Consider the following 16,807-nt stretch of genomic DNA (forward strand, 5'->3'; position numbering starts at 1 on the left):
TATCCTCCTTAAAAATATCTAATTATTTTTTCATCTTTCTTATGCAAATGGATTATTCAACTGCAATCATTGCAGCATCCGCTTTTCGAACAGATAACTCATATCCTCTGACCGTAATCTCCATCGGATCCCCCAGAGGTGCTACCTTTCTGACATAAATATCTACACCTTTTGTAATTCCCATGTCCATAATACGTCTTTTTACAGGCCCCTCTCCTGTAAGCTTTACTACCTTCACAGTCTGACCACATGGAATTTCTCGTAAAGTTTTCATATTGATTCCTCCTATATTATTTTACCATTATTTTGGCCGCCATCTCTTTTCCAATGGCAACTCTGGAATTTTTAATGTTTATGATTACATTCCCGTCAATCCTGGACACGACCGTAGCCTCTGCGCCTACTACAAATCCCAGATTTTCCAGAAATCTTCTCGTCTTTTCATTTCCTCCAACCCGAATGACCGTATTGGATTCTCCTGCATTTACCATAGCTAAAGGCATCATACATTCCCTTCTTTCGTCTTATTATGTACAACGGTTATCTTATAATTCGACCTGATACATGGAATTCCTTGTAATGATTCCATACTCCTCCAGTGTCCGCATCATACGGTATACCGTTGCAATTCCAATGGATGGATCCTTTTTCGATGCAAGATAATAGATCTCTTTGCAGGAAGCACAATCATGCTCTAAGATAATATCAATCAAGATTCTCCTTTGGTTGGTAATCCTTAATCCATGGCTTCTTAACTTCTCTATTACTACTTCGTTACTGCACATTCTACTCCTTGCCTCTCTTTCATAACACCTCTGTTTTTAAATTTTGAAATCAATTATCACTTTCAAATTTCATATCTAATGATAACGACTCTCATTTGTATTGTCAAGTTTTTTATTGATAACAATTATCATTAATCGCTTCTCTTTTATACTCTACTTCACTAATCCACTAATGAATTATCACACCGACTTGCACAGCACGCATTAAAAAAGCTATAATAAAGGATAGAAATTTAATATTTGGGAGGACAAAATTTTGAAAAAAGAACGCGATAATTTTTCGTCTAAGCTTGGATTTGTTCTGGCTACTGCTGGTTCTGCCGTAGGACTGGGGAACCTCTGGCGTTTTCCATATTTGGCAGCAAAATATGGGGGAGGTATTTTTCTTCTTACCTATTTGATTCTTGCAGTTACTTTTGGTTTTACACTGATGATCACTGAAGTTGCTCTAGGAAGAAGAACCAGATTAAGCGGTACCCGTGCTTTTGCATCTTTAGACAGACGTTTTGGCTTCGTTGGGTATTTGACTTTTATCATTCCACTGATTATTTTCCCTTACTATTGTGTAATCGGAGGATGGGTAACCAAATATCTGACTGCATTTGTATCCGGTAATATGAAAGCAGCAACTGGAGCAACTTATTTTACGGATTTTATATCCGCTAATACTTCTCCAATCTTCTTCATGCTGTTTTTCCTTGCAATTACTTGTATTGTCATTATTATGGGAGTTCAAAAAGGCGTAGAAAAGGTAAGTACCATCTTAATGCCTCTTTTGATCATAATGATCATATTTATCTGTATTTTCACTATGTTACAGCCTGGTGCTTGCGAAGGAATCTTATATTACCTGAAACCTAATTTTGCCGACTTCTCTGCCAGCACTGTATTGGCAGCTTTGGGGCAGCTCTTCTATTCCATGTCACTGGCGATGGGGATTATGATCACCTACGGCTCATATATGAAAAAGAATGATGACCTTGAAAGTTCTGTAACACAGGTAGAGTTATTCGATACTGCCATTGCATTTCTTGCAGGACTTATGATCGTACCTGCTGTATATGTATTCTCTGGTGGGGATCAATCTGCAATGAACAGCGGCCCTGGCCTTATGTTCATCACTCTTCCTTCTGTATTCCAGAGTATGAAGTTTGGATCTTTTATTGGTGCATTTTTCTTTATTTTAGTATTTTTTGCAGCATTGACCTCTTCTATCTCCCTAATGGAGACACTGGTTTCTATGATCGATGACCGCTTCCATACCGGAAGAAGAAAAACTACAATCGGAGTTTTTCTTTTTGCAATCATCTTCGGAATTCCTTCTTCTTTAGGATTTGGAGCATGGAGCCATATTACGATCATGGGTTATAGTATTCTGGATTTCTGGGATTTCATCAGTAACAGCGTATTAATGCCAATTTCTGCACTGTTGACCTGTATTTTTGTAGGCTTTATTGTAAAACCGAGATTTATTATTGAAGAAGTGGAATCCTCTGGAAACTTTAAGCGTAAAGCGTTATTTACTATTATGATTCGCTATATTGCACCGATTTGCATTGTTTTGATCTTACTTTGTGGACTTGGTATTTTAACAATTTAACTTTTTTTATATCAAAGAACGAGACTATTACACAAATTTCACTTTGTGTAGCAGTCTCGTTTTTCTATATATTCTAACAAATACGGGTTTCTTTGACTATGGGATAATGTGTGAGAACGAAATCATTCCGATCAGCAATCAGGCTACGGAGCTTCCAAATCTGATACATGTTTTCCTTTTTTCTACACCATGACAGACGAAAATCTTATCCCTCGTCCAGGGACAAATGGCTATGTAAGCAAGCTTCCAGCCATTTGTCCTTATGGACGACCAAAAGCATCGCTTTTGCCAAAGATTTTCTGCCTGAGAAAACATGTAAGCTCCTTCGCAGATTGCTTTACCGGAATGGTTTCGTTCTTTGTAGTGTATTGATTTCTCCCATATTCGTGTGGAGAAACGGAACATGGAAAAGAAGAAAACTTCTCCGAAAGCGACATATGCGGAATGTTAGAACAACCTGTTGGCTGGATTCTATCACCAGAACTGCTTCAGGCATCGAAGATGACTGTTTTCCATAGGACAGTTGGTAGGGAAGTTTACTTACCTTTCCAACTGTTATGGAAAAAAGGAAGGCAGTTCGTCTTGTGCCATGCCAAGCCCGACTAGCGGAGCGGATTAGGGTTTGGCTCGGGGTAAATCCAGACAGCTTTGGTTGTTCTTACGTTCTGGCATCCTGGGCGCAGGAGGAGAAATTTTCTTCTTCATTTAGTCCACAAAACCCGTATTTAATGGATTACAAATATTCACAAAAAACACAGGAGCTGTGCTCAAGAAGTGAAATTGTTTTCCTTCTTTTTGCAACAGCTCCTTTTCTATACTGCTCTTATTTTACAAAAGCTTCTACCTTTTCTGCAATTCCTTTTGCATCCAGACCAAATTCTGCAATCAGGTCTAATGCAGGTCCAGAATGTCCGAATACGTCATTTACCCCTACCTTAAGTACTGGTGTTGGGCATTTTTCACTTAATACATCACAGACTGCACTTCCAAGTCCACCGATGACAGAATGTTCTTCTACGGTTACCACTTTTCCGGTCTCTTTTGCTGCTGCGATGACTAATTCTTCATCCAATGGCTTGATGGTTGCCATGTTGATGACTTTTGCGCTGATCCCTTTTTCTGCGAGCATCTCTGCCGCTTCCATGGAATTTCCTACCATCAGCCCAGTTGCGATGATCGTCACATCGGTTCCTTCTGTTACTACCTGTCCTTTTCCGATCTCAAATTTGTATGTTTCTTCATCGAAAATGACTGGTGCTGCCAGTCTTCCAAATCTTAAATATACTGGTCCGTCATATTCATAAGCAGCTCTGACTGCCGCTTTTGCTTCTACATCATCTGCAGGGCTGATGACTACCATTCCTGGAATCGTCCTCATAAGTGCGATGTCTTCGTTACACTGATGAGTCGCACCATCTTCTCCTACAGAGATACCTGCATGGGTTGCTCCGATCTTTACGTTCAGATGAGGATATCCTACGGAGTTTCTTACCTGCTCAAAGGCTCTTCCTGCTGCGAACATGGCAAAGGAGCTTACGAATGGCACCATGCCTGCTGCTGCAAGTCCTGCACCGATCCCTACCATGTTGGCTTCTGCGATACCACAGTCGATGTGGCGGTCTGGAAATGCCTTCTTAAAGATTCCTGTCTTTGTTGCTGCTGCAAGATCTGCATCCAGCACTACCAGGTCCTCATGTTCTTTTCCTAATTCTACTAACGCATTACCATAACTTTCTCTGGTTGCGATTTTCTTTACGTCTGCCATCTCTGATCCTCCTACTGTTCTAAGTCTTTCATTGCAACTTCAAACTGTTCGTCGTTCGGAGCGCTTCCATGCCAGGATGCCTGGTTTTCCATGAAGCTTACGCCTTTTCCTTTTACAGTCTTAGCGATGATTGCAGTTGGTTTTCCTTTACATTCCTTTGCTTTTGCGAATGCATCTGCGATCTGGTCAAAATCATGTCCATCAATCTCGATCACATGAAAGTTAAATGCTGCAAACTTCTCAGGGATTGGATATGGAGAACATACATCTGCAACATTTCCATCGATCTGTAATCCGTTGTTGTCAACGATGACTACCAGGTTATCCAAATTCTTATGTCCAGCCATCATAGCTGCTTCCCATACCTGTCCTTCCTGGATCTCTCCATCTCCCAATAATGTGTATACACGGTAATCTTTGCCCTGAAGCTTAGCAGCAAGTGCCATTCCTACTGCAGTAGAGATGCCCTGTCCCAAAGATCCGCTGGACATATCCACACCTGGGATCTTCTTCATATCTGGATGTCCCTGAAGGTAAGAACCGATCTTACGCAATGTGATCAGATCTTCTTTTGGGAAAAATCCTCTTTCTGCCAGTGTAGAATAATAAGCAGGTGCTACATGTCCTTTAGACAATACAAAACGGTCTCTTTCTGGATTCTTAGGATCTGCAGGATCTACATTCATCTCCTCAAAATAAAGATAAGTAAAGATATCTGCTGCTGATAAAGATCCACCTGGATGACCGGATTTTGCACTATGTACTGCTCTGATAATATTTTTTCTAATTTCATTTGCTGTTACAGCGAGTGTTGCCATAGTTAACTCTCCTTTTCTTGTTTTGATAGTCCTATTATAATATGTCATATACCAGATAGCAATGATTACATGGTTTACTTTTGACACTTATACGTTTGCATTATATCATATGTTCAGAAATTATGTGTACTCTTTTTCAATCCTTTTAATACTTCCAGAAGATCTTCCATAGTTGCATCCTCGTCTTCACCGGAAATATAAAAAGACAATGTATCCCCTTCCTTGGCATATAAACTCATGATCGCCAACACATCACTTCCATCTATAATCTGATCCTTATACTCAATCTGAACCATACTATTATGCTTAAAAAAACACCCCGCGATTGCCGTCGCCGGATAAGCATGAATTCCTGAAGGATCCTCAATTACATAATCATACATTCTCATTTTTCTCGTTCCTTTCTACTTTCATCCCATTTTCCCTTGTAACCGTTCCAAAAGCATCTTTAAATCCTCGTATGCTTCTTCTTCCTGTTCTCCTCTTAAAGAAAACAAAATTATCTCATCCCGAGGTACCTGCAGCTTCTGGATGCTAACCAGATCCTTTCCTTTTACCACCTTTTTCCCCCATTCAACGAAAGAATCACAATGATATTTCTTGAGACATTCTGCCACCATGCAGGAGGGTCTGACATGTAAGCCATTCGGATCCATTACCCGAAAATACAATTGTTTCACTTTCTATCTCCTTCTCCCTTTTCATTTACCCAATACTTTATTCTCTCCTACTTTCCTTATTTTGTCAATATATGTGCTAAAAAAAGGAGCTGTGTTAAAAATGCTTTCACATTTCTCACAACAACTCCCATCATTGATATTCTCTTATTCTTCAATTGGATGTAAATTCTTTAAAGAAATATCCAGAATCGGTGCAGAATGAGTCAATGCTCCACTTGATACATAATCCACACCAATTTCTCGAATCGCAGCCAGCTTTTCCTTCGTTACATTACCAGAGCATTCTGTCTCTGCTCTTCCATCAATATAAGCAACTGCTTCTTTCATCTGCTCATTGCTCATATTATCCAGCATAATAATATCCGCACCCGCTTCCACAGCTTCCTTTACCTGTTCCATAGTCTCCGTCTCAACCTCAATCTTACGAACAAATGGGGCATAAGCCTTAGCAAGCGCCACTGCTTCTTTAATTCCACCTGCTGCTCCGATGTGATTATCCTTTAACATAACCCCATCGGAAAGATTGTATCGATGATTATTTCCTCCACCTACGGTTACAGCATATTTTTCAAACGGTCGCATATTCGGTGTTGTCTTTCTTGTATCCAAAAGCTTGGTCTTAGAACCAACCAGTTCATCTGCCAATGACTTCGTCAAGGTTGCAATTCCACTCATTCTCTGAAGATAATTAAGGGCAACTCGTTCTCCAGAAAGAAGCACCCGGATGTCTCCTCGTACGACCCCCATCTTCTGTCCATTTTTCACTGCATCTCCATCCTTAAATTCTGTCTCAAATACAGTATCAGAATCTAATAATGTAAACACTCTCTGAAACACATCCAGACCGCATATAATCCCATCTTCTTTACAGATCAATTCTACCTCTCCCTGTTTGGATTCAGGCATAACGGCATTGGTAGACACATCCTCACTGGTAATATCTTCCTTCAGTGCACGTAAGATATAATCATCCAGCTGAAGCTTCATTGTGACACCACTTATCATAAAATTCCCCATCCCTTCTCTTGATTTCTTCTAAAACAATATTACAATATTCCTTCTGGATCTGCTCCTTAGAGGAATATTGTGACAAATCGACATCTACTTCTTTTAAACTTCCTTTTTGCTCACTGATCTTCTTTGCTGCTCTCTCTGCAAATACAAGTGCCTCCAAAAGGGAATTGCTTGCCAGACGATTCTTGCCATGGACTCCATTACAGCTTGTCTCACCAACTGCATACAAATACGGCATGGATGTAGCACTATCCTTATCTACCTTGATTCCTCCCATGAAATAATGCTGAGACGGTGTTACCGGAATCAGATCCTTCGTCATATCATATCCTTCTTCCATGCATCTTTCATAAATATTCGGAAAATGTGTCAACAGTTCCTTCTTATCTAAATGCTTCACTGACATATATACATGGTCGGACTGGTCTTTTTTCATCTGTTGGCGGATTGCCTCTGTTACCACATCCCGAGGCAGCAGCTCATCTACAAATCGCTCTCCATCCTTATTTAAAAGAATGGCTCCTTCTCCTCGCACAGACTCAGAAATCAGGAATCGTCTTCCCGGTTTCTTAGAATAAAGCGTTGTCGGATGAATCTGTATATAATTAATATTCTCCAATGCAATCTTATGGCGTAAGGCAATTGCCAGACTATCTGCCGTTAAATGACGGAAATTTGTGGAATGTTCGAATAATCCCCCAACCCCGCCAGTTGCCAGTACAATATTATTGGCAAAATAAGGATGAATGGTTCCATCCTCTTCACACACCACAATTCCTCTGCAAATTCCATTTTCTTCGATAATATCAAGCATCATGGTATGCTCTATGATTCTAACATTCTCTCTTTCCTTTACCCGCTCATACAGCTTACTGGTAATTTCTTCCCCTGTAATATCCTTATGATGCATGATACGGAACTTAGAATGTCCTCCTTCTCGTGTATAGGCGATTTCTTCGCCATTTTTGTCAAAATCTACTCCATACTGAACCAATTCTTCAATAATTACCGGTGAGGATTTGATCATAATCTCCACAGATTCTGGATTATTCTCATAATGTCCAGCCTTCATGGTATCTTCATAATAGCTTTGGTAATCTTCTTTTCCTTTTAATGTAGAGATTCCTCCCTGTGCCAGGTAAGAATCACTCAGTGTTGCATCCTCTTTCGTAATCATAAGCACACTCATGCTCTTTGGCAGGTGAAGTGCACAGAACAACCCGGATGCACCGGTTCCTACTATGATCACATCTGCTGTTCTTTTCATTTTTATCCCTTCTATTGTGCAATTCTCAGCATTTCATCTAATGCATGCTTTGCTTTTCGACTTAATTCTTCCTCTAATTCTACCTGATTACGGTCGTATTTGATCGCATCCAGAACATTTTCCAGTGTTACTTTCTTCATATCAATGCACACCTGCTTTGGACCGATGCCATAAAACTTCTTGTCTGGATTTCTCTTCTTTAATTCATACATAACGCCCAGCTCTGTGCAGATAATAAATTCTTTTTTATCACTTTTGGTTGCATAATCAATGATACCAGATGTACTTCCAATATAGTCTCCCATAGCGATCACATCCATCGTGCATTCCGGATGAACCAGAACTTCTGCATCCTCATGCTCTTTCTTCGCCTTTTTCACCTCTTCAGCGGTCATCGCTTTATGTACTGGACAATATCCATCATTAAAGATAAAGTTCTTCTCTGGCACCTGGCTTGCAATGTATCTTCCTAAATTCTCATCTGGAATAAAAAATATATTTTTCTGTGGAAGCGCTTTGATGATCTTTAAGGCATTGGCCGATGTAACGCAGACATCAGAATATGATTTAATCTCTGCAGTTGAGTTAATGTAACATGCAACCGCCAGGTCTTCATATTCTGCCCGCACCTGCTTGATTTTTTCAATATCAACCATATGTGCCATGGCACAATCCGCCAGTCCATCCGGCATTACGACTGTTTTTTCCGGATTTAAGATCTTTGCACTTTCTCCCATAAATTTTACTCCAGCGAAGCAAATCATGGATTTCTTTTCCTTCATTGCTGCTTTTGCTAAAAAATAAGAATCTCCTACATAATCTGCAATTGCCTGTACATCATCATCTACATAATAATGTGCCAGGATCACAGCATCTTTTTTTTCCTTCCATTCCCTGATTTCATCTATTAACTGCTGCTTTTCCACACTAATCTCTCCTTTTAAATCTTATCTTTACTAATATACCATTTTTGTTTATCGTTATCAAGTCTATTGTCTTGTCAGTAAATTATTTACAAATAAATTTTTATACATATTAAGAAATATTTGAATAAAATATAAAAAAAAGCATTCAGTTATGGTATAATAAAGACAATAATATTGGGAAAAATATACGATATGGAGGAAAAATATGAAGGAACCAACACTTGTAATTCTGGCTGCTGGTATGGGAAGCCGCTATGGAGGATTAAAACAGATCGATCCTATGGACGAATACGGGAACGCAATTATTGATTATTCTATCTATGACGCAAAACGAGCAGGATTTCAAAAAATTGTATTTTTGATCAAGGAACAAATTGCAGATATTTTTAAGAATACAATTGGAAAGCGTGTAGAGCCTCACATCGATGTTGCTTATGCCTATCAGGAAATCGATAATCTTCCAGAGGGCTATCAACCACCAGAAGGAAGAGAAAAGCCATGGGGAACTGCCCATGCAATCTATTGTTGCAAAGATGTGGTAAATGGACCTTTTGCTGTTATCAATGCAGATGACTATTATGGTGTGGATGCCTATAAAGTTATGTATGATTATCTGACAAAGGAGCATGGTGATGATAAATATCACTATGCCATGGTAGGTTATCAGCTTCAGAATACTGTTACTGATAATGGACATGTATCCAGAGGCATCTGTGTTACGGATGAAAACCACTACTTAAAATCCATTACAGAAAGAACACATATTGAAAAACGTGAGAAAACTGCTGTTTATACAGAGGATGATGGCGAAACCTGGATGCCAATTGCCTATGATACCTTAGTGTCTATGAATTTCTTTGGATTCCAGCACAATCTATTCGATGAAATCAGCGCTGGATTTCCCGCATTCTTAGACGACGCTTTGGCAAACAATCCACTCAAAGGAGAATATTTTATTCCATCCGTTGTCAGCCATTTGATCGACACCGAAAAGGCAGATGTAAAGGTATTAAGTTCCACTGCTAAATGGTATGGTGTAACTTACAAAGAAGACAAAGATTATGTGGTTAAAGCATTAAAAGCATTTAGAGAAGAAGGGATTTATCCAGATTCTTTATGGGGGTAATCAGCTATGGGGGGACAATCTTCATTATTACAAGCTCGTCAGATACCAAGCATCGACTGTCGTCTGTTGTACATAAGGCGTGCCGTTTATCCTTCCAGACCAGTCCGTGAACTGCAGGAGCATTCTTATACGGAGCTTTATTATATTACAAGGGGGAGCGGTGAATTTTTCATTGATAAGACTCTCTGCCCTTTACAAACCCATGACTTTGTGATTATCAATCCAAATGTCAAGCATCAGCTCTTGTCTTATGAGGAAAACGATCTAGAAGCCATTGTGATCGGTATGGATGGCATCTTCTTTACACCCAATGAATTTACCGATATGAATTCCAGCCTATATATGAAAAAAAGCCTGAAGGATAATTATTCTAATATTTCCTTTTACTTTAAATCTATTCTTCGCGAGGTAAAAAAGATGGATTATAACTATGAAATGGTATGCCAGAACCTGTTAGAAGTACTGGTAACCAATATCATCCGTTTGACTCAGTGTACCATTACTTCTACCTCATCGGCTCGTACCAATAAGGAATGTACATTTATCAAACGCTACATCGACCATCACTTTGCGGAAAGTATTTCTCTGGATTATCTGGCAAAGATGACACATATGAACAAATACTATATGGTTCATGCATTTAATAAATACATTGGCTATTCACCCATTAATTATCTGATTGAAAAACGGATTTCAGAAAGTAAGCGTCTGCTGGAAACGACCAACGATTCCATTGCTCAGATTGCTTCAAAAGTGGGATTTTCTTCTCAATCCTATTTTTCACAGGTATTTAAGAAGAGTACACAGATGACGCCAAATGAATATCGAAAATCCAAGAGGCTGCAATAAATGTGGGTTTCTTTGACTATGGGATAGTGAGTGAGAACGAAATCATTCCGATCAGCAATCAGGCTACGGAGCTTCCAAATCTGATACATGTTTTCTTTTGTTCTACACCATGACAGACGAAAATCTTATCCCTCGTCCAGGGACAAATGGCTATGTAAGCAAGCTTCCAGCCATTTGTCCTTATGGACGACCAAAAGCATCGCTTTTGCCAAAGATTTTCTGCCTGAGAAAACATGTAAGCTCCTCCGCAGATTGCTTTACCGGAATGGTTTCGTTCTTTGTAGTATATTGGCTTCTCCCATATTCATATGGAGAAACGGAATGTGAAAAAGAAAAAAACTTTTTCATAAATCATATCCCCGTTTTCCCAACTTATATAGATGCAATACTATAAAAAATAGTAGAATTTTTCTCTCTGCCGCAAGATGATTTTAGGTCGGTTGAGGGATTAGAAAACGCCGGAAACCCGCATAAACTCTATGTTTTTGCGCGTTCTCGGCGTTTCTTTTATCGCCTGTGTTAGTGGTGCTTTTTCGGTAAATGGTGCCCAAATGGTGCCCAAATCCCACGCGGGGCTATAAAACGGTATAAGAAGCGGTAAAGAGATACAGCGGTTAAAGCTCTAAATCGCTGCTCTTTTTCTTTGCCGCGCTCTTTGCTTTCTTCGGCTCGGCTTTCTCTGCCTTTGCCGGGTCTGCCTGTTTGACCGCCCCATGATAAGCGTCTAAGACTTCTTTTTTGCGTTCAAGCCGCACGTCCACATAACGGGCGGTAACAGCTTCAAAGTTCATAGACAGCCCAAGCGATACGCCGATACCCGCAAGTGTATGTCCTAACACTTCGCCTACGGTGTAGAAGTCGCCTGTCAGTTGGTGCATATTTGTAGCTGCTGTATGGCGCAAATCGTGAAAGCGGATATGCGGCATATCCAAATCTTCAAGCAGCTTTCCAAACTGGGAAGATACCCACGACGCGGAGATAGGGGAACCGTCCGGCTTCGCTACAACAAGGTCATTGTCATAGTAAGGCTTTCCGTCCTTTTCTGCCTGTTCGCGCTGCGCTTCCTGCATAGCAAACTGTTTGAGAAAGAACGGGCGGGCAAGCTCTGTGATAGGCAGCTTTCGCCCGTTGGATTTCGGCGGTGCCATTTCCTCAATGACTTTTGTTTTTGGCGGTACCTTAAAGGGTAGCTGCTCGGAAACGTCAAAGGTGTTGTTTTCCAAATCCACATTGCGCCAACGCAAGCCCAGGATTTCAGAACGGCGCATACCGTAAAGCCCGCCTAAGATAACGGGCATTTCCCAAACGGTACCCTCGACGCGCTGCATAAGGGCTTTTACCTGTTCCGGCGTGTACGGGTCGGGGGTCTTGTCGCTCTTTCCAAACTTCGTAAGCGTGTCCTTTGCTGCGTTTGTTTCGATATAGCGGTATTTCCGGGCATGGCTCAACGCCACGCTCAAAACACGCTTTGCCCCGGCTGCGGTGGACGGTTTCAAGCCTTTGTCAATAATCTGCTGAAACATTTTGTCTACCATAGCGGGGGTAAGCTGATTAAGGGCAACGCCGCCGATATATGGCGTGATGTAGTTTGCAATCGTTCTTTTGTACCCGTCGTAAGTAGAGGGGCGCAAGTTCACTCTTGCATAGCTTTCTACCCATTCATTCAGATAGCTTGCAACGGTCTGTTTCCGCTGTGAAGCGATAGACGCAATCTGTCCCGGATTATGGAGCTTTGCTTTCATCTCTGCTTCATGCTGCGTTGCTTCCTTTTTTGTTGGAAAGCCCTTTTTTGAATAGGTTTTCTTTTCCCCATTCGGGGCGGTGTACTTTATATTCACGTCGTAAACTGTACCCGGCCGCCCGGTCAGTACGCCGTTGCTGTCGCGTTTATTCTTAACCTGCCTTGTTGATATAGCCATAGCTTAACCTCCCTGTCGTGCCGGGGGCTTCGCTGTCGTCTTTGCCCTGTGGTACCAGTCCCAGATTGCAGCGTCAGCTATCAAACGACGGTTTCCATTTTGTATATATTCAAGCTCGCCACTATCCATAAGCTCGCGCAGTTTATTTTCCCCGATACCGCTAATCTTGCTCATTTGCTCAACGGTCTTTAACATAGGGAATACAGGGATAGCGGGGCTTGCTGTTTCCTTTTTTGCCATAGGAAAATACCCCCTTTCATAAATGGCTAAAAAGTCAAGTTACAAAAAGTGGGCTTTAACCGGGCGGCTGTTAGCACAACCTCGCGGGAATTGCACCCCTGCTCATTTAAGGCAGCTTTACCCATTGCCTGCGACGCTCTGAACGCTCGGACTGTGGCTGTAAAGGCTTATCTCCCCTCAATGCGTGTTGTCGCCCGCAAGCTGCTAACTTGCTTCCCGTCGCGGTGTTTCTCGCTCGGCTTTTCCCGATAGAGGAATAGCGTCATGGCGCACCCTCCGTATGGCTCGGCGCAAAAAGGACGTACCCGGTTTGCCCTATACTGCGTCGCCGTTATCTTGCGTCGCTTTCTTTGTCAAGGAACATACGGGGCTGCTGCGGATTGATACGAAACGGAAAAGGGGTTAAGACGTTTCGGTATCGGTGCAGTTATTCAACCCTAAATGTGAGGATTGCCCTCATTAGTCTTGCTTGCAGCCGTTGGCGAATATCCTCGTCAACGCCAAAATAGACGTTTCCGCGCTCGTCGCAGAGCTTCCGCATGGAAAGGCTCGCTATGTAACCACTAAAATGCTGCAAGACAATTTTCATAGCGTCCGGGTCGCCCTTTGTCGCTGCCACAATGACAGGATAGGGAACAAGGGCAACGTCCGGGAAGTCAGATTGTTTACCATTCGTCCCATTCATCAGCGTGTTCCTCCAAATATTTCTTCAAGATTTCAAAAGAGCTTGTCCGTCTGTACTGTATCGTGCTGCGCGACGTATTGAATAACTTTCCAATCTCCACGTCGGTCATGCCCTCGAAATAGTACAGCATGATAGCTTTCCTTTTTTCTTCCGGCAAAGTGCGGATTGCTTCAAGCAGCAGCTTCGGCGTGATTTTCTTTCCTGCCTGCTGATAGCTCGGCTCGGCTTCTTCGTCTTGAAAATACTTATCAAGCGTATAAAGCTGTCGTTCCTCATGCAAGGCAAGGTCGGAAAACGACACTTCCTTTGCTCTGCGACGCCGGATTTCCTCGTGGGCGTTGCAGGCTTCGTTGTGCAGCACCCGTTTACAGAAACTTTGAAAGATACATTGCTTCTGAAATTCCACGCGATTAGGTTCCATGTTCTCACCTCCTTTCGTGTTGAAAGGTGGCGGTACCTCCCCTTTTCGCGGGATAATACAGGCGATTTTTTCAAACGCCGAATGAAAGCGAAACTTTTTTGAAAAAACCTCCCGAAAATGCAAAATGCGCCTGTCTGCAAGATGCAGACAAGCGCAAAGGAATTGTAAGCGGTATTTAGATGATTTGACAGTTCATATATGAGGGTAGAAGTGTTCCCGGCGGCGGTCGGGCTTTTTTTGATAAGCTAAAAGATATGGCGATATAGAAAAAGGACATGGCGATACCTCCTTGATACCGCCGTATCCTCAAAAAAGGGCGACTTTAATACACCCCCCGTTATCTTATTTTTCAAAATCACAACCACCGGCTCAGCCGGTGGTTTGTACTTGCCCTATAAGGGCAAATTACCGGCACTAGAGTCTAAAGACTCATCGAATGGTTCGCCAACTGCAACATCATTTACCTATGGAGCCCTAAAGGGCTCATTTTATTTATTTGCTTTTACTGGCTCACCCGTAAACGGGTCAATATACTCTTTTAGTGTCATTTGATCATATTCTAAATCCTCTTTTAACTGATTTTGAATATACTCTTGTATTTTCTTTGCATTCTTCCCTACAGTATCTACATAATATCCTCGACACCAGAAATGTCTATTTCCATATTTATACTTTAAATTTGCATGTCGTTCGAATATCATGAGTGTACTTTTTCCCTTTAAATACCCTACAAAACTTGAAACACTTATACTTGGCGGAATCCTCACCAGCATATGTACATGATCTGGACAGATTTCTGCCTCCACTATTTCTACACCTTTTCTTTTGCATAGCATACTCAGAATATTAGCTATATCTTGTTTTAACTTTCCGTATGCCACTTTTCTTCTATATTTTGGTGCAAAAACAATATGATACTTACAATTCCATTTTGTATGTGATAAACTACTAATATCCATTTGGATAACCTCCTTTGATTTTATGTGGTTGGCGAACCAACATAATTATATCATTGGAGGTTTTTTACTGTAAGCTGAAGCAATGCTGACTCACCGGCTGAGCCGGTGGTTTCTTTGTTCCTCAAAGTTTCGTTTCTCTGCCTGAGAAACTCCACAATGATGAACAGGCTTAAAGCCTAACAAAGAAAACGGCGGTTTTGAGTAAATATTTCAAAACCGCCGTTTTATCTGCCTACATTCGGCAGTTTTGTTGTTTTACATAGCATTAAATCGCTATTTGAATTATTGATAATAAGGCGTAAATTTGATATTAAATTTATTTTTCGGAAACGATTTTTTGTAACAGTTTTTGCACGTTTTCTGTTTTCAGCACTTTCCCCGTAGATACTACTTTGTTGTTGACAACAAGAGCAGGTACACTCATAACGCCATATTCCATAACCTTTTTCAAGTCCGTAATATATTCTACTTCTACGGAAATCCCCATTGCTTTAACGGCGGATTGTGTGTTCTCATAAAGAGCATGACAACACCCTGAACCTAATACCTTGATACAGCAAATTCTGCCTTGTATGTCTTGACAACAGTTATTCAAATTTTCCGGTTCAACTGTTTCAGACACGGAACAGTTACCATTGCAAGTACAAACAGGAGCGTTTATTTCTTTTTCTTTCTTCTTTCCAAAACCAAATAATGTCATAATAATTACCTCCAAAAAATTTTATATTCGCTTATATTAACAAGTAAGAAATTGCATTGAAAAAATAGCCTACAAGAATAATTCCTATGGTACAAATTGCAATGAAAACACCAAGCAATTTAGGCTTTACGGCTTTTCGTAACATAATCATAGAGGGCAGCGACAGCGTGGTTACACTCATCATAAAAGACAGGACGACACCAAGTTGAGCGCCTTTTGCAAGCAAGGCTTCTGCAATCGGAATTGTGCCGAAAATATCCGCATACATGGGAACGCCCGCAATCGTCGCAAGGATTACGCCAAAGGGATTACCCGTACCAAGCACTTTGACAATAAAATCTTCGGGTATCCAATCATGGATAAATGCACCGATACCTACGCCAATCAGTACATAGGGGGCAACCTTTTTTGCTGTTGCTAAAACCTGCTCCCATGCGTATTTGATACGGTCTTTGAAGTGTAGTTCTTCCTGCGGAACATCAAGACTGTTTCCACCCCTTATAAAATCCTCAACGTAGCTTTCAAGATGTAGTTTTTCAATCAATGTACCACCTGCAACGGCTATCACAAGCCCAAGCACGACATAAGCAACGGCTATCTTCCACCCAAATATACTCATTAGCAGAACAAGCGAACCGAGGTCAACCATTGGAGAAGAAATCAGGAAAGAAAAAGTAACTCCAAGCGGCAGACCTGCACTTGTAAAACCGATAAACAGAGGAATGGAAGAACAAGAACAAAAAGGCGTTACCGTACCAAGGAGCGCAGAAATTATATTTGCGCCGATACCATGAAACCTTCCAAGAATTTTCTTTGTCCGTTCCGGCGGGAAATAGCTTTGAATATATGAAATAATTAAAATCAGAACCCCTAACAACACCATGATTTTGATTGTGTCGTAAACAAAAAATTGAATACTACCACCGATTTTGCTCGTTGCGTCTAATCCGCAAGCGTTAATTAAATTACCTATTAGACGATTAAGCCATGCCATACCTAAAACTTCATTTTGAAAGAAGTTCCAACCTGTTTTTAGCATATCCATAAATAGCC

At 41.1% G+C, this 16,807-nt stretch carries 21 protein-coding genes; 4 read left to right on the forward strand and 17 right to left on the reverse strand.

What is annotated here, in order from left to right:
• Window positions 1-52: 52 nt before the first annotated feature.
• From BHF69_RS07775 to BHF69_RS07785, 3 genes are read right to left on the reverse strand one after another with little or no spacing between them, the layout of a single operon-like run.
• On the reverse strand, window positions 53-274 hold the full coding sequence (locus tag BHF69_RS07775) for a FeoA family protein (protein WP_075670455.1): 222 nt from the start codon (window positions 272-274) through the stop codon (window positions 53-55).
• A 16-nt stretch (window positions 275-290) separates the two neighbouring features.
• Complete coding sequence (locus BHF69_RS07780; RefSeq protein WP_075670457.1) at window positions 291-506, reverse strand: FeoA family protein; 216 nt, start codon at window positions 504-506, stop codon at window positions 291-293.
• A gap of 39 nt (window positions 507-545) precedes the next feature.
• The gene (locus BHF69_RS07785; protein WP_075670459.1) at window positions 546-785 is read right to left on the reverse strand and encodes a Fur family transcriptional regulator; all 240 of its coding nucleotides are present in this window, start codon (window positions 783-785) and stop codon (window positions 546-548) included.
• A 256-nt stretch (window positions 786-1,041) separates the two neighbouring features.
• On the opposite strand from BHF69_RS07785, the gene BHF69_RS07790 reads away from it, so the two are divergent.
• Together BHF69_RS07790 and BHF69_RS14155 are read left to right on the forward strand one after the other, a co-directional pair.
• Window positions 1,042-2,385, forward strand: a complete 1,344-nt coding sequence (locus BHF69_RS07790; protein ID WP_075670461.1) for a sodium-dependent transporter — start codon at window positions 1,042-1,044, stop codon at window positions 2,383-2,385.
• Window positions 2,386-2,829: 444 nt separating this feature from the next.
• Complete coding sequence (locus BHF69_RS14155; protein ID WP_158022539.1) at window positions 2,830-2,991, forward strand: hypothetical protein; 162 nt, start codon at window positions 2,830-2,832, stop codon at window positions 2,989-2,991.
• A gap of 217 nt (window positions 2,992-3,208) precedes the next feature.
• Here the strand turns inward: BHF69_RS14155 and BHF69_RS07795 are convergent, their stop codons facing one another.
• The 7 genes from BHF69_RS07795 to nadA all read right to left on the reverse strand — a co-directional run bounded on the left by BHF69_RS07795 (window position 3,209) and on the right by nadA (window position 8,855).
• A complete protein-coding gene (locus BHF69_RS07795) occupies window positions 3,209-4,150 on the reverse strand; it encodes a transketolase family protein (protein WP_075670463.1) in 942 nt (313 codons plus the stop codon).
• Window positions 4,151-4,161: 11 nt separating this feature from the next.
• Window positions 4,162-4,968 carry a transketolase gene (locus tag BHF69_RS07800; protein ID WP_075670465.1) on the reverse strand — a complete coding sequence of 269 codons (807 nt, stop codon included), beginning with the start codon at window positions 4,966-4,968 and terminating at the stop codon, window positions 4,162-4,164.
• A 113-nt stretch (window positions 4,969-5,081) separates the two neighbouring features.
• Window positions 5,082-5,357 carry an HPr family phosphocarrier protein gene (locus BHF69_RS07805; protein ID WP_075670467.1) on the reverse strand — a complete coding sequence of 92 codons (276 nt, stop codon included), beginning with the start codon at window positions 5,355-5,357 and terminating at the stop codon, window positions 5,082-5,084.
• Window positions 5,358-5,378: 21 nt separating this feature from the next.
• Window positions 5,379-5,648 carry an HPr family phosphocarrier protein gene (locus BHF69_RS07810; RefSeq protein WP_075670469.1) on the reverse strand — a complete coding sequence of 90 codons (270 nt, stop codon included), beginning with the start codon at window positions 5,646-5,648 and terminating at the stop codon, window positions 5,379-5,381.
• A 144-nt stretch (window positions 5,649-5,792) separates the two neighbouring features.
• Window positions 5,793-6,653 carry a carboxylating nicotinate-nucleotide diphosphorylase gene (nadC, locus tag BHF69_RS07815; RefSeq protein ID WP_330393085.1) on the reverse strand — a complete coding sequence of 287 codons (861 nt, stop codon included), beginning with the start codon at window positions 6,651-6,653 and terminating at the stop codon, window positions 5,793-5,795.
• Window positions 6,616-7,929: an L-aspartate oxidase gene (locus BHF69_RS07820; RefSeq protein WP_075670471.1), complete on the reverse strand. Its 1,314-nt coding sequence runs from the start codon at window positions 7,927-7,929 to the stop codon at window positions 6,616-6,618. Before BHF69_RS07820 ends, nadC begins: the two co-directional genes overlap by 38 nt.
• Before the next feature lie 11 nt (window positions 7,930-7,940).
• Window positions 7,941-8,855: a quinolinate synthase NadA gene (nadA, locus tag BHF69_RS07825; protein WP_075670473.1), complete on the reverse strand. Its 915-nt coding sequence runs from the start codon at window positions 8,853-8,855 to the stop codon at window positions 7,941-7,943.
• Between the two features lie 205 nt (window positions 8,856-9,060).
• Between nadA and BHF69_RS07830 the strand changes: the two genes are divergently transcribed.
• Together BHF69_RS07830 and BHF69_RS07835 are read left to right on the forward strand one after the other, a co-directional pair.
• Window positions 9,061-9,981 (forward strand): nucleotidyltransferase family protein, encoded by a 921-nt coding sequence (locus BHF69_RS07830; protein ID WP_075670475.1) that lies wholly within the window; start codon window positions 9,061-9,063, stop codon window positions 9,979-9,981.
• Between the two features lie 6 nt (window positions 9,982-9,987).
• A complete protein-coding gene (locus tag BHF69_RS07835) occupies window positions 9,988-10,830 on the forward strand; it encodes an AraC family transcriptional regulator (protein ID WP_075670477.1) in 843 nt (280 codons plus the stop codon).
• A 614-nt stretch (window positions 10,831-11,444) separates the two neighbouring features.
• Here BHF69_RS07835 and BHF69_RS07840 read toward each other — a convergent pair.
• The 7 genes from BHF69_RS07840 to BHF69_RS07870 form a co-directional block, all read right to left on the reverse strand.
• Entirely contained in the window at window positions 11,445-12,749 is a 1,305-nt protein-coding gene (locus BHF69_RS07840; RefSeq protein WP_033120014.1) for a tyrosine-type recombinase/integrase, read from the reverse strand.
• Window positions 12,750-12,752: 3 nt separating this feature from the next.
• On the reverse strand, window positions 12,753-12,989 hold the full coding sequence (locus BHF69_RS07845; protein ID WP_033120015.1) for a helix-turn-helix domain-containing protein: 237 nt from the start codon (window positions 12,987-12,989) through the stop codon (window positions 12,753-12,755).
• A 427-nt stretch (window positions 12,990-13,416) separates the two neighbouring features.
• A complete protein-coding gene (locus BHF69_RS07850) occupies window positions 13,417-13,674 on the reverse strand; it encodes a helix-turn-helix domain-containing protein (protein WP_033120016.1) in 258 nt (85 codons plus the stop codon).
• The gene (locus tag BHF69_RS07855; RefSeq protein WP_033120017.1) at window positions 13,655-14,095 is read right to left on the reverse strand and encodes an RNA polymerase sigma factor; all 441 of its coding nucleotides are present in this window, start codon (window positions 14,093-14,095) and stop codon (window positions 13,655-13,657) included. The genes BHF69_RS07850 and BHF69_RS07855 overlap by 20 nt, the downstream gene beginning before the upstream one ends.
• Before the next feature lie 488 nt (window positions 14,096-14,583).
• Window positions 14,584-15,054, reverse strand: coding sequence for an IS200/IS605 family transposase (gene tnpA / locus BHF69_RS07860; protein ID WP_075669051.1), 471 nt, complete (start codon window positions 15,052-15,054; stop codon window positions 14,584-14,586).
• A 316-nt stretch (window positions 15,055-15,370) separates the two neighbouring features.
• Window positions 15,371-15,754, reverse strand: a complete 384-nt coding sequence (locus BHF69_RS07865; protein WP_070470188.1) for a thioredoxin family protein — start codon at window positions 15,752-15,754, stop codon at window positions 15,371-15,373.
• 31 nt (window positions 15,755-15,785) lie between these two features.
• The gene (locus tag BHF69_RS07870) at window positions 15,786-16,799 is read right to left on the reverse strand and encodes a permease (RefSeq protein WP_075670479.1); all 1,014 of its coding nucleotides are present in this window, start codon (window positions 16,797-16,799) and stop codon (window positions 15,786-15,788) included.
• Window positions 16,800-16,807: the final 8 nt, after the last annotated feature.

This window comes from Anaerostipes sp. 992a, assembly GCF_001940245.1.
Lineage (GTDB): Bacteria > Bacillota > Clostridia > Lachnospirales > Lachnospiraceae > Fimousia.